Source organism: Roseibium sp., assembly GCF_965216085.1.
Classification (GTDB): Bacteria; Pseudomonadota; Alphaproteobacteria; order Rhizobiales; family Stappiaceae; genus Roseibium.
In genome coordinates this window covers 1417317-1430576 of the sequence record NZ_OZ244138.1, presented here as the reverse complement: position 1 = coordinate 1430576, position 13260 = coordinate 1417317, and the positions used below count along the sequence as shown (strand labels likewise).

General features: G+C 54.8%; 9 protein-coding genes. 4 read left to right on the top strand and 5 right to left on the bottom strand.

Going from position 1 to position 13260, the window contains the following annotated elements:
* Nucleotides 1–89: 89 nt before the first annotated feature.
* A complete protein-coding gene (locus ACOOFE_RS06585) occupies nucleotides 90–2153 on the bottom strand; it encodes an elongation factor G (protein WP_420414219.1) in 2064 nt (687 codons plus the stop codon).
* Between the two features lie 432 nt (nucleotides 2154–2585).
* Between ACOOFE_RS06585 and ACOOFE_RS06580 the strand changes: the two genes are divergently transcribed.
* Nucleotides 2586–3914 (top strand): MFS transporter, encoded by a 1329-nt coding sequence (locus ACOOFE_RS06580; RefSeq protein ID WP_420414218.1) that lies wholly within the window; start codon nucleotides 2586–2588, stop codon nucleotides 3912–3914.
* The gene (locus ACOOFE_RS06575) at nucleotides 3911–4231 is read left to right on the top strand and encodes a hypothetical protein (RefSeq protein WP_420414217.1); all 321 of its coding nucleotides are present in this window, start codon (nucleotides 3911–3913) and stop codon (nucleotides 4229–4231) included. Before ACOOFE_RS06580 ends, ACOOFE_RS06575 begins: the two co-directional genes overlap by 4 nt.
* Before the next feature lie 23 nt (nucleotides 4232–4254).
* Here ACOOFE_RS06575 and ACOOFE_RS06570 read toward each other — a convergent pair whose 3' ends face one another.
* On the bottom strand, nucleotides 4255–6753 hold the full coding sequence (locus tag ACOOFE_RS06570; RefSeq protein ID WP_420414216.1) for a hypothetical protein: 2499 nt from the start codon (nucleotides 6751–6753) through the stop codon (nucleotides 4255–4257).
* Nucleotides 6754–7129: 376 nt separating this feature from the next.
* Nucleotides 7130–7741: a hypothetical protein gene (locus tag ACOOFE_RS06565; protein ID WP_420414215.1), complete on the bottom strand. Its 612-nt coding sequence runs from the start codon at nucleotides 7739–7741 to the stop codon at nucleotides 7130–7132.
* A 371-nt stretch (nucleotides 7742–8112) separates the two neighbouring features.
* Here ACOOFE_RS06565 and ACOOFE_RS06560 point away from each other — a divergent pair, with 371 nt between their 5' ends.
* Together ACOOFE_RS06560 and ACOOFE_RS06555 are read left to right on the top strand one after the other, a co-directional pair.
* Nucleotides 8113–10158: a methyl-accepting chemotaxis protein gene (locus ACOOFE_RS06560; RefSeq protein ID WP_420414214.1), complete on the top strand. Its 2046-nt coding sequence runs from the start codon at nucleotides 8113–8115 to the stop codon at nucleotides 10156–10158.
* Between the two features lie 143 nt (nucleotides 10159–10301).
* On the top strand, nucleotides 10302–10610 hold the full coding sequence (locus tag ACOOFE_RS06555) for an NIPSNAP family protein (RefSeq protein ID WP_420414213.1): 309 nt from the start codon (nucleotides 10302–10304) through the stop codon (nucleotides 10608–10610).
* Nucleotides 10611–10690: 80 nt separating this feature from the next.
* On the opposite strand, the gene ACOOFE_RS06550 is transcribed toward ACOOFE_RS06555, so the two are convergent.
* The gene (locus ACOOFE_RS06550; RefSeq protein WP_420414212.1) at nucleotides 10691–11890 is read right to left on the bottom strand and encodes a pyridoxal phosphate-dependent aminotransferase; all 1200 of its coding nucleotides are present in this window, start codon (nucleotides 11888–11890) and stop codon (nucleotides 10691–10693) included.
* Between the two features lie 199 nt (nucleotides 11891–12089).
* Entirely contained in the window at nucleotides 12090–13217 is a 1128-nt protein-coding gene (locus tag ACOOFE_RS06545) for a hypothetical protein (RefSeq protein ID WP_420414211.1), read from the bottom strand.
* Nucleotides 13218–13260: the final 43 nt, after the last annotated feature.

The window sequence follows — 13260 nt, the reverse complement described above, 5'->3', positions numbered from 1 at the left end:
GAAAAGGCAATTCAATGGCAAATAACGCCCTGGTGACCACGGAAGACTTTTCCGTGATCACCGTTACCTGTAAGCACTTTCTCAGTGCATTAAGCAGCTTGTTTGCCGGACTTCTGCAGTGCCTGGTCAGCCGCTTTGCCTGAGAGTTCAGCCATATGGTCGAACTCATCAGTGTAACTGGCAACCCCGGCAGTCGCCGAGCGCAGTTCCACAATGAGGTCACCGATTTCCGCTTCTGGCATCAATGCTTGGACCTCGTCCCAGCCGTTCCAGCCTGGTCTTGCGTCAAAACCAAGCAACTGACCGCGCCGCGCCGAGACAATGGCATTGATCCGCGCTGTCGCATCACTCGGGCACGCAACAACCACCTTGTGGATCGGCTCCAGCAGCACTGGTTTGCACTCAGGAAGCCCCTCCCGAATGGCCAGGATACCTGCCATCTTGAAGGCCTGATCTGAGCTGTCGACGGAATGATAGGAACCGTCGACCAAGCAGACCGAAAGATCCACCACCGGGAACCCCAAGGACCCTTGGCTCAAGGCATCCAGCACACCATCACGCACAGATGGAATATACTGCTTGGGTACAACACCGCCGGTGATCCGGTCACTGAACTGAATGCCCTCACCGCGCGGCAGGGGATTGATTTCTAGCAGCACATCGCCGAACTGGCCGTGACCGCCGGATTGTTTCTTGTGGCGCCCACGGATCTTGGTGCTGCCGCGGATGGTTTCAGAATAAGGCACATGCGGTGTATGCGCGGTGACCTCCAGCCCGTATTTGCCGGACAGCCGCTCCTGCGCGACACGCAGGTGCATTTCCCCTTGGCCACTGAGCAAAGTTTCGCCGGTTGTTTGGTTTTGCCGAACCGTCAGGGAGCCGTCTTCTTCCACCAGCTTGGTGAGTGCCGCCGACAGCCGCACCTCGTCCTTGCGCTGGCCCGCCTCGATCGCGATTGCCAACACCGGTTGCCGCGGTTCAAGCTGATCCAGGCTGGTTAGACCATTGCCTTCAAGGCTCAACACGTCGCCCGTATGAACTTCATCCAGGCGGCCAAGACCAACAAGGTCCCCTTTGCCGGCCGTTGCAATCTTGTTCACATGCTGTCCGAACAGGGAGAAAAGACCGGAAATCTTGACTTCCGTGCCGTCCTTCATCACCAGATTGTCGCCGTCTGCTGCCTGACCTTCCAGGATCCGGGCGACAGACAGTTTCCCGCCGTGCTGGGTGTGAAGGGTCTTGATGACCTGCAGCGCACTTCCGGATTGATTGTCCAAAATCCGGTTTTTCAGGCGGTCAACGCCCGGGACTTCATGGCGCAGGGCTTTTAGAAGCCGTGTCACACCGTTGCCGTGTTCGCCAGATCCAAAGAACACAGGGCAAATCAAGCCATCCTGCATCTCATTGACAAGGTCAGCGAAGACCCGGTCCCGGTCAGGTGCAATATCTTCCAACAGAGCTTCCATCAGACTGTCGTCATGATCGGCCAAATGTTCCAGCATAGTGAAGCGGGCTTCGTGCTCCCGTGCCCGGTCCTCATCGGACATGTCGATCACGGTGCTTTCTTCTTTCTCGTGATAGACATGCGCCCGTTCCAGCGCCAGGTCGATAAATCCGGTCGCATGGCCATCTTCCCAGATCGGAATTTGCCGCAGGACAAGCGGTACGTCAGACGCCGGCTGGAGGAGGTTCAGGACATCGTGAACCCGCCGGGTACTTTTATCGATCTTGTTCAAAAACAAAACCCGCGGAATGGCGCGGGCTTCAAGAGCTTTGAGGATCAGCTGCAAGGCAGGAACCTTGCGTTCATCATCCTCAGCCACGACAACAGCCAAATCTGCTCCAGAAAGCGCGCTATCCATCTCGCCCAAAAACTCAACGGAGCCCGGGCAGTCGATAAAGTGAAACTGGTCTCCGAGATATTCTGCATCGGCAAAGTTGAGCTCCACGCTCATACCGTGGGCACGCGCCTCTGCAGAGCCGTCCCCGATCGTATTGCCGTCAGCAACCGTCCCTTGCCGGTCTACCTTGTCGGTGCGCGCCAAGATCGCCTCCAGCAGACTGGTTTTGCCGCTGCCAAAGGGGCCGACCAGCGCCACGCAGCGCGGTTCCCTGCCGCCCGAGGTTGCCTTTCCATTATTGTTATTCGCCATACTATGCCTCCCGTTTGCCCGAGGGTCTCCTCGTCACAACGCGGCGCGGCCGGCGGAATTGACGCGGGCCTGCCGCGTCTCGCCCGGATGGGAATGAAGGCCGTAAGCAAAGCACTCGTGGCACTAAGCCCCAATTGCTTTCGCAACCTTCAGTCTGGGGCGGTGGTTTATCGTCGCGCCGACGTCCCCGTCAACGCAAGCAAATTATACACCGCACCGCACCAATTCGGCGTTGACCGGAGTCAAGACCAAAGCCTGGCAGCCGCATCAGCAAGTTTGTTTTGAACAGGTTTCATCTTTCTGCGGCCACTCACCTACAGCCGGTTTTCTTAATGAAGTCCAGCACCGGCGAAAAACTCTAACTGGCAATCAAACGACTAAAATGCCAGCATGGAACTATGGCCACACAGTATTTTCGGGTGGAGGACAACCGTGACTGAAACTGCCACACTGCCCGCCGGAAACGACACTTCCCCGCAACCGACGATGCGCCAAGTTCTGACAGCCGGCGCGATCGGCAATGTTCTTGAGTGGTTCGATTTTGCAATCTACGGCTACCTCGCCCAATACATCGCATCTGAGTTTTTTCCGACAACAGATCCGCTGAGTTCACTGCTGGCAGTCTACGGCGCCTTTGCCGCCGGTTACCTTGCCCGGCCACTCGGCGGCATGGCTTTTGGCCACATTGGGGACACCCTGGGCCGGAAATACGTCCTGACACTGTCCATTACATTGATGGGGATCAGTACGGTCGGTATTGGTCTGTTGCCAACCTACGACCAGATTGGTCCGGCAGCCGGTGTGCTCCTCGTCATATTCAGAGTACTGCAAGGGGTTTCCGTCGGCGGCGAATTTACCGGATCGATCGTCTTCATTGCAGAGCAGGCACCGCGGCGCAGGCGCGGTGTTTACGCAAGCGTCTCAATGTGCGGCTGCATGGCCGGTTTCCTGCTTGGTTCTGGTTTGACCACGGTCCTCTCCAATCTGTTTACAGATGCACAGATGGCAGATGGAATCTGGCGGATCGCGTTCCTGTCGGGGATCATTATTATGGCCGCTGGCGTTCTGCTGCGCAGGTCTTTGAACGTGACAGAAGAGATCGGCGAAGCCGAACAGGGGCTAGAGGAAACACCGCCGCTGGTAAAGGCCATTCGTTTTCATTGGGCCGATATTCTTCGGGTCGCGGGCCTCGCTTTGTCGACCAATGTCGGTTTCTACATCATGTTCGTGTTTGCCGTGACCTATTTGACCGAACAAATGCATATCTCCACGGCCGAAGCCATGGACATCAACACCTTCGCACTTGTGCTGATCATGCTGATTGTCCCCCTGGGCGGCTGGCTCTCCGATGTCGTTGGCCGCCGTAAGGTCTTGCTCACGTTCAACATACTCCTGCTGGTATTGTGCTACCCTTTGTTCTGGGCGATACACCATCAAGCGGCCTGGATGATCGTGCTCGGTCAGGCCGGATTTGCGCTCGTGATCGGTGTGCTGTTTGGCTGCAATCCCGGCACCATGACCGAGATTGCGCCGCGATCAGTCCGTATCAGCGTGATATCCATCGGCTATAATGTCGCCCTAGCAACATTTGGCGGTACCGCTCCTGCCGTTGCGACCTATCTTATTCAACGCACATCAGACGACATGGCGCCCGCGTTTTACATGATGATTTTCGCGCTGGCCGCAATTGTAGCGGTCCTGTCCATCCCCGCAGGCACATTGAACAAACCGGCTCCGAAAGATCAGGAAGTCTCCGCATGACGCACGACAACAAATCCGTTTTCCAGCATTCAAGCTGCGTCCTTGCCGCCGCAGCTTTGCTTGTTTTTCTGCCCATCCAGCAGACAATGGCCCAGTCCATTCAGCCGCGTGGTGTCATCCAGCCGGGCTCGACACTTGCCCCATCTGCACAACAACAGCTCAATCAGAATTTGAACCGTCAGCAGAACAACTTCTCGACCCAGCAGCGCATTGAGAGCAACAACCGGCTGAACCGGACACAGCAGATCAACAGAAACAACAGCCGGACAAACTCGTTCTCCACCTGCCCCGGCGCGAACACAGCCTGCCGGGACTAACCAGAATAACAAGCCGACCTTGGCTAGTAGAGATATTCCACAAAATCGGTGTTGCTGAAGCTCTGAACGCCTGCCAGTGTCGTAGCATTGTCGAAGGTAGCAAGTTGCGATCTGTCGGCCGTGCTGCTCCAGTCCGTATCGTACCAAAGTTCTCCCTTGCCAGTGGTTGAATTGTGCACCAGCACGTAGGCTGCGACCGCCGCGCCTAAGCTGGTGGTCAACTCTGTACTGGTCTGAGAGGTCGACAGCTCTATAACCTGCAATGCATTCCCGACCGCGATATCAGTGACAGCAGCCACCGAGCCGTAGTCGCCCGCATCCAGTGCCGCACCGGCTTGCGTCGCCGTTGTGTTGGCAAAATCTATGTCGTTCAGACCAATCTTATCCGTGCCGACTGTGAAATCCGTCAGTCTGTCGGTTGAGCTGTTGAAGCCTGAGAACCGGATCTGATCGGCCCCGCCATTACCGGTAATAACATCTGCACCATCCTGGCCATAGATGATATCGGCCGCAGAACCACCACCGATGGAATCGGCGCTGTCTGATCCGGCAATTCGCAGCTCACCGGTGAAACTGCTCGCATCAACATTGACCGCTGCGGAGAAACCGGCGACTTTCTGACCGCTGGCCAGTGACTGCCCTTCGACCGCACTAATGGTCAGCGCATGCGACCCAGAGATATTGACGTTTTGTGTTCCTGAGTTCGCGAAACCGTAATCGAAGTGCGTTGTTCCCGCCTGATTGGCCTGGATCAAGTTGGCATTTGACTGGCTGCCAGACGTGATCGTGCTGCTGAGGTTGAGGATCGACACATTGGTCAAGTCGACCACATGCGTGTCAGCTCCAGTGTTGGCAGCGGCAAAAGACACTTCGCCACCTGAAGTGCTGGTTGCGCGTAATTCAAGATTTGCCGTCGTCCCGACAACATTGCCCTGCAATTGCAACGCATCGTCGCCCGCAAAACTGATATCGGAAGCGAACGCAACAGTGTCCGCAGTCTCCAATTGGGAAATGGTCGTTTGAGTGCTGGCTGCAGATCCCGAGAACAGGAAGTTGCTAATGCCGGTAAAACCAGCTGCGGCCAGGGACTCACCCCCATTGATGCCTTCCAGGATCTCGAAATTCGACGCCGAATTCACCACTGACGTCGTTAAACCACCGAAGGTTTGGGTCGCCAGAGTGTCGGTGCCGCCACCGCCATTAAGTGTGGCTGCGGTGTTTATTGTGGTATTGAGCAGAACGATCCTGTCGTCTCCGCTGCCGCCCGTGAAAGAAAATCCGCTTTCCGTGCTGCCGCGCGCATCCATCATCAGGCCGCCGGCTGTCATAGCACTGGCATCTACTGTTTTCAGGCCAGCAAAGTTCTGGCTTTCACCCAGGGTCAATGCTGCGTCACCCGAAACATTCACAGTCGCCAAACTCATCCCGGTTCCCGTGTCCAGTGTGACATAGGAGGCCGTGCTCGAGCTTGTAATGTTGGCAACTTCAAAGCTGCTGTCCGAATCTCCGTTTGTGGTAACCGTGCTGAAGGTTGAAACTTGCGTTGCCGACCCCGCGCCACTCAGTTCCAGCGCAAAAGCATCGCTGGTTCCGGTCCGCGAACCGCTGAAATTGACTTCAAAAAGCCCAAGCGTGTTGGTCATCGCCGCAGTTGTGCCGTCGTCGACATTGATCATCCGGCTGACGCTGCCGCCGGTGCTTGTCGACGACACATCCGCCACCTTTGTTTCACCGGTAATATTTTGAAAATTCAGGATGAACGTATTGCCGTTGGTCACCTGGTTGGTGATGTTGAACTCTTCAACATTGCTGGATGTCGGCGCTGTAACATCCCCGTTCCCGGTGCTGACCACCGTCAAATTGAACTTGTCGGTGCCACCTGCACCGTCCAGCGTATCGGAGTTTGACAACGTCGTAGCGTTGCCCGTTGGATCATGCACCGCTGTGTAAACATCAACCGCATCTGTGCCCTGTGTGTCCTGCGCCGGCGGGGTCGCTCCGGGCACATCCACATTCTCTGTCAAGACGATGGAGTTCTCACCCGGATCCGTCGGTGGTGTGGTCGGCGTTTCATCGCTGTAATTTGGATCGATATAATAGGCCACGCCTTCATTTCTGGCGCCCGGAATGGCTTCCAGAATGGCAATCTCCTCCGCATTTGCAGACCAGACATGAACCTGCAACACCGGGTGGTAGATCCGCACCACCGCCAGCGTATTGCCCGTTCCCGTGTTCGGAGCGCCTTGCGCCACATAGAAGGAGGTTTCTTGCGGCACCCAGCCTTGGGTGACGATGATCGCTTGTTCAAACGTGCTCGCAGTAAACAGGTACCGGCCGGATTCCGGATTGAAATAGCGGACGACCGGAACCAAACCTTCCGTCGGCACAGTCTCTGCGCCAAAAGCCTTGCCTTCGTTTAACCAGGTGGGATTGGCCGCGGCGATTGTTGCCCGCTCCTCCGCCCCGACGGCGAAATAATGAGATCCTGTCGCAGGATTAAAAAACCTGAAAATGTCAGCCATGAGCTCCTCCACTGAACAGCACAGTTTTAATTGCCCACATGATTGTATTCTCGCAGAACTACTGCCTGCTTTCGTCATTGCCTTTCCGCGGCATCTTCACCCCACCGAAAACCGCGCAAGATATACTTTTAAAAGTAACTCTTATTCACAAACAACAGATAAGAGTATCGGAATTTCATTAAGAACGACCAACTTGAAAGCAGAAAATATTTCGGTAACTCCACCGGACTTACTTTAGGTCATCCAAAACGACTTGTCCAGCATTTGCTGTACGGATCAGGCCGATTCCGACATAAACACAAGAGCACCCAATGCGGCACTGGTCCGATTTATTGAATTTGATCGTGTAGGGACGTGGCAATCAAGCGCGCCAGCATCAGGTGGCCGGATCTACAGAAGAACCCTTGCCGCCGCCAACCGCGCTTCCGGTAACTGCTGCGGCTCCGCTCCCATTCTTGTCGCTCAAACGCGCCTGCAAGAAGTTCCGGCCCACAAAGAGCACCGTCAGCGTCGCGACTACGGGCACAAAACTGCTGCCCGTTGTTGTCAACGCCCAGCCAGCGCCCAGCGCACAAGCCCCCAAGAACATCAGCGAATACCGCAGCTGAACAGTGTCTGAAACGTCTTCCAGTGCCGAAAATCGTCTTGCCGAAAACAGAGTTTGCCCAATCCCAACGATCAGCACTGTCACAAGAACCCCGGAATGAGCATTTGCCGACAACAACTCAGCAATTTCTGTCTGTCCGGTCCGGAACAACCCAACAATTATCGGAGTTGCCAAAAGGATATGAAGGTTTATCCCGATAAACACCGGATGCATTTTGGCCTTTAGATAAACCAGGACTGCCAATACCCCCAACGTCACACCGGACCCAAGCCAGCCCGCAGTCTCAATATCCCCGCTTTGCCGCCACAGCAGGATAAAGACAATAGATGGCAAGCCTTCCAAAAGATCCGTCAGCCAACGCTTTTGTTTTGAATGGGTCATGCTGAACTCCGCAAAAGGAGCCCTTATGCTAATGCAACTTTTGGAAGCAGAAAAGCCTAAGGCCTTTCAAGCCACCATCACTGCAAGAAATATCAGGCATCTGGACCGCGGCCAGCCGCATCAAGTAACGCAGACAAGAATTTCATCAACAAAATCAATCTTGACCGAAGTCAAGAGCTATACGGACTAATACTTAGCCAATAAACACAAGAATAGATAATAGAAGAGCGACAAAAGGTATCAGATTACGCCAATATCAACAATCCAGCACTCCACTTTAACTAGTTAGAAACCTCAACACACCAAGAAACCCTCCAAATCCGCACACGTACCTTACGACACCTCGTCAAAACTGGATTCCAGAAATGTTCATGCGTAATCTCAAGATCACTCACGCAATCATGCTTGTTGCAGCAATCCCACTGATTGCGACAATCCTATTTGCCGGACAGAGTGTTTTTAAAGAATACGAGACCGTTGAGGAGACTGAACAGCTCAGTCAGCTGATCAATCTTTCAACCAAACTCAGCGCAGTTGTGCATGAACAACAAAAGGAACGCGGCGCCACTGCGGTGTTTCTGGGAAGTGGCGGCACCCGGTTCGTCACCGAACTGGCAAATCAGCGTAAACTGACTGACGGCAAACATGATGAGTTAGACAGCTTTTTGGCATCCTTTGATCCGGAAACGTATGGACCAGTGTTTTCTAAAGCTCTGTCAGCAATCCTGAAACAAGTTGATCAAATGGGTACAGTCCGGGATAAGGTCGATGCGCAGACGATCGCCGCCAAGGATGCGATTGGTTATTATACTCAGCTGAATGGCAAAAACCTGTCGCTGATCGGCTCCATGACATCGCTGAGCAGCGACCCGGTCATTGTTCGCAGGCTGTTTGCCTACACCAATTACCTGCAGGGCAAGGAACGGGCCGGTATTGAACGCGCGGTCGGCTCCAACGGTTTGGCTGCAGGCAAGTTCGAGCCCGCACTTCTGGACAAGTTCAAACAGCTTGTCTCCATGCAGAACACGTATTACGGTGTCTTTTTGAGCGAGGCGACAAAGGAGCAAAACGCCGTTTTTGAGCAGATCATGTCTGGTGCCCCTGCCCGCGATGTAGACCGCATGCGCAAGACCATCTTTGCAGGTGGTCTTTCTGGAGACCTTGAGGGGCTGGAAGCCGGGATCTGGTTCGCGACGATCACGAAGAAGATCAATGGCCTCAAAGAGATTGAAGACACGCTCGGCGCCGATCTCTTGAACTCCCTGGCGACGATGAAGACGCAAGCCGTTGCCAATCAATGGAAAGCCACCACGACAGCCGTCGCCACCATTCTTGGCGTGGTATTCCTGGCCTTCGTTATCATGCGCATGGTGAGCTCTGGTTTCCGGAGTTTAATCGCGGCAATGACCCGTCTGGCTGACGGAGATACAGATGTAGAGCTGCCGGCCATGCGGACAAATGAAATCGGCGACATGATCAATTGCGTCCAGGTGTTCAAGGAGAACGCCATTGAGAAACACCGGCTGGAACAGCAACAGGCTGAAGATGCCGAGCGCGCGGCCACCGAACGACGCGAGACCATGCAGCAGCTGGCCGATGAGTTCGACACCAAAGTGGGATCCATCATTGAGACCGTCTCATCCGCATCGACAGAACTGAATTCGACGGCCGAAGCAATGGCCCATATTTCAGACCAAGCCAACACCCGCGCCGCAACTGTTGCCGATGCCTCAGAACAGGCAACAGCCAATGTCCAAACCGTCGCCACGGCTGCGGAAGAGATGGCCGCTTCCATCAGTGAAATCAGCGGGCAAATGGTTCGTGCATCTGAAGCTTCACAAGAGGCCGTTGAACGGGCTTCAAACACCAGCCATCAGATTGAAGTGCTGTCGAACAAGGCCGAAAAAATCGGTGATGTGGTCAAGATCATCTCCGATATCGCTGAACAAACCAATCTTCTTGCCTTGAATGCGACCATCGAATCCGCCCGTGCAGGCGAAGCTGGCAAGGGGTTCGCGGTCGTGGCCTCTGAGGTCAAAGAACTCGCCGGACAAACCGGCAAGGCGACGGAAGAGATCAACCGGCAAATCGAAGAAGTTCAGTCCGCAACAAAAGACGCGGTGTCTTCCATGTCGCAGATTTCAGAGAGCATCTTGAACCTAAATGAAGTTGCAACAGGTATCGCCGCGGCCATGGAAGAGCAAGGCGCAACCACTCAGGAGATCTCACGGAGTGTTCAGGAAGCTGCCTCTGGAACCAATGACGTCAACATCAACATTGCCGGTGTCAGCGAAGCCGCCCAGGAAACAGGGGCAGCAGCTGGCGAAGTGACCTCAGCATCGCAGGAGTTGTCGACACAATCCGAACGGCTGAAATCTGAAGTCAGCGGCTTTATCGAGCAGGTCCGGGCGAGCTAGACATCGGATAGGGCAAGTCCTTTGAGAGGCTGATTGCTTGCTTCGCAAGAAGGTCGAGCAGTCGGCAGACCTAAACGGTTGAACTTCTGACTGTTTCCTTGGCAAGTAATGCCAAACCACCAGCCGCTTTAGGAGACCCGAATTTGATCACCTGTTATGTGCAGTATGAACTCAACCCGTCCAAGATTGCCGAGTTTGAGGAATACGCAAAAATGTGGATACCGCTAGTGGAGAAATTCGGCGGTATTCATCACGGCTACTACCTACCGCACGAAAGCCCGAATGACCTGGCCGTCAGCCTGTTTTCCTTCCCCTCATTGGCCGAATATGAGCAGTACCGGACAAAGAGTATGGAAGATGAAGACTGCTTGAAGGCATATGAGCTGGCGGAAAAGACCGATTGCATCCGGCGCTACGACCGCCATTTCCTGCGGCCTTTAGAACGGAGTTAGAGGTTCGCCAAGTCCAGGTTACAAGCATATAAAAAAGGGCGGCCACTCGGCCGCCCTTGATGTTTCATATCCAGAAAGTCTTACTTCAGATTGCCGCAGAAGCGCTGGATGCGGGTACAGGCTTCTTCCAGGGCTTCCGTTGAGGTTGCATAGGAAATCCGGAAGTTCGGACCGAGGCCAAAGGCCGAGCCGTGCACAACCGCAACGCCTTCGGTTTCAAGAAGCTCGGTGACGAAGTCTTCGTCGTTCTCGATCACCTTGCCGGACGGCGCTGTCTTGCCGATGGTGCCCGCACAGGACGGGAACACGTAAAACGCGCCTTCCGGAACCGGACATGTGATGCCACTTGCCTGGTTCAACATGGAAACCACGAGATCGCGGCGGCCTTTGAAGACTTCGTTGTTCTTCGGAATGAAGTCCTGCGTGCCGGAGATCGCCTCAACCGCAGCCCACTGTGCAATCGAGTTCGGGTTCGACGTCGACTGGGACTGTACCTTGGCCATGGCCTTGATCAGCTCTACCGGGCCACCAGCATAACCAATCCGCCAGCCGGTCATGGAATAGGCCTTGGAGACACCATTGACGGTCAGCGTACGGTCGTAGAGTGACGGCTCAACCTGGGCCGGCGTGGTGAACTTGAAGTCGTCATAGACCAGGTGCTCATACATGTCGTCGGTCATGATCCAGACATGCGGATGCTTTTTCAGAACTTCACACAGCGCCTTCAGCTCGTCTTCGGTGTAAGCCGCGCCAGATGGGTTGGACGGCGAGTTGAAGATAAGCCATTTGGTGCGCGAAGTGATCGCAGCATCCAGAGACTCTGGTGTGATTTTGAAGGTGGACTTGTCCGCTTCCACGATCACCGGCTCACCGCCAGCCAACAACACCATGTCCGGGTAGCTCACCCAGTACGGGGTCGGGATGATGACTTCATCACCCGGGTTCAGCGTCGCGACCAGTGCATTGTAGAGCACCTGCTTGCCGCCGGTGCCGACCGTGATCTGATTGGTTTCGTACGTGAGTCCGTTTTCCCGCTTGAACTTTTCGACGATCGCAGCTTTCAGCTCCGGAATGCCATCTACAGCCGTGTATTTGGTCTTACCGTCATTGATTGCCTTAATGGCAGCTGCCTTGATGTTATCCGGGGTGTCGAAATCCGGCTCGCCAGCACCGAGACCGATCACATCGCGGCCTGCGGCTTTCAGCTCGCGTGCCTTGTTGGTGACAGCGATGGTCGCAGAAGGTTGAACTCGCGCCAATGCGTCAGCAAGAAAGCCCATAATGTCCTCCAGGGGGAAACGGGAAAGTTAGCGCGCGGAACGTAGAACTGCTTTCCCGGGAAAACAAGGAAAACTTTGCGCAAAACATGCTTCATGGGAGCAATCTTACAAGGAGAAGCGGGCAGATATTTAGGACCTGACCAGCATTCCCAAAGAAAGGGCATTCTGCCGCCGGAATTGAGGACGCGCGGAGCCCTGATTAGCTCCTGGTTTCCAGAACCAGCTTCGGCTCCTTGCTGTCCTTGTCAATCAGCATGGCCCGGAAGCGTTTCTTTTTGGTCTGGCCGTTGAGCATGTTAACCGGAACTGACATGGGAATTTCAGCGCCTTCCTGGGCAGCACCGAGCAAAGACGAATAGTTGTTCGGATGAAGCAAGGTCTCCGTGATCGTCTTGTTGTCCATAATGTCTGTTGTCAGATGATAGGTTTTCATTGCCGCCTTGTTCGCCGCAATGATCATGCGCGACTTGGAATTGACGACCAACATGGGGGCGCTGCAAACCTCAAAGACTTTCAGAAAATCGACATCCCCACCGACCCGGCCTGCCGAGAACAGAACCCCGCCAACTGTTCCGCCAATTCGGAAATGCATGGCTTCATAGGTGAGCTCGATGGCATCATTGGAGGCCAGCAGAAACTTCCCCCGCCCGGTGGCGCTCGCCCTGCGGGTCAATGCCCCCAACGCCAGAGAAACGATCGTCCGGCCAACCCGTTTCTGTATGTGGGCTATATTGCGCCCGATAATCAGACGTGCATCCTCGATCTGAAACGTCTTGACGAAACCATCGCTGGCAAACCGCACATAGCCGAAATTGTCGACCAGCAGGACTACACGATTGGAGGACGCTACAAAGTGCTGAAGGATTGGCGCGAGTCCCAGCACGATACGTCCGGGGTTCTCATCCTCCCCGATGGACGGGAAGCAGAATACAACGGTCCGTCCATCTGCAAGGTGATAGCGTTGTGCAACAATCGGAATACCGGGAATTCGGTGATCAGGCCCTCCGCCGACATCGAAGGGTCCCGCAGAACCCTCCCGAAGCGCGCCCTGAATCAGATGCAGTATTGTCTTGCGGTCCTCTGCAGCCAGGTTTCGCAAAGCCTGGGCCGAAGGAGCCTGTTGTAAATCTTTGACTTCACTATGAAAACTTTGACTACCGAGTTCGTGCCAGAGAATTGTTTTATTGGAGATGTCGGCAACGAAAAACTGCAGTCCGGCTAGGGCCAACGCGGGTGGCTCGTCCGGAGCAATCGCCTTTTGGTTTTCTTCCGGCGCGTCGGTTTCCGGTTTTTTGGCCAGCGCACTGCGCACTGCTTCCACTGACATATTTGTCCACACTCTCTACATTGGACCTACCCAGCTTCAAGTA

Coding starts and splice junctions, on each gene's coding strand:
- ACOOFE_RS06585 (WP_420414219.1), bottom strand. CDS start 2,153: ATGGCGAATAACAATAATGGAAAGGCAACCTCGGGCGGCAGGGAACCG.
- ACOOFE_RS06575 (WP_420414217.1), top strand. CDS start 3,911: ATGACGCACGACAACAAATCCGTTTTCCAGCATTCAAGCTGCGTCCTT.
- ACOOFE_RS06570 (WP_420414216.1), bottom strand. CDS start 6,753: ATGGCTGACATTTTCAGGTTTTTTAATCCTGCGACAGGATCTCATTAT.
- ACOOFE_RS06565 (WP_420414215.1), bottom strand. CDS start 7,741: ATGACCCATTCAAAACAAAAGCGTTGGCTGACGGATCTTTTGGAAGGC.
- ACOOFE_RS06560 (WP_420414214.1), top strand. CDS start 8,113: ATGCGTAATCTCAAGATCACTCACGCAATCATGCTTGTTGCAGCAATC.
- ACOOFE_RS06550 (WP_420414212.1), bottom strand. CDS start 11,890: ATGGGCTTTCTTGCTGACGCATTGGCGCGAGTTCAACCTTCTGCGACC.
- ACOOFE_RS06545 (WP_420414211.1), bottom strand. CDS start 13,217: ATGTCAGTGGAAGCAGTGCGCAGTGCGCTGGCCAAAAAACCGGAAACC.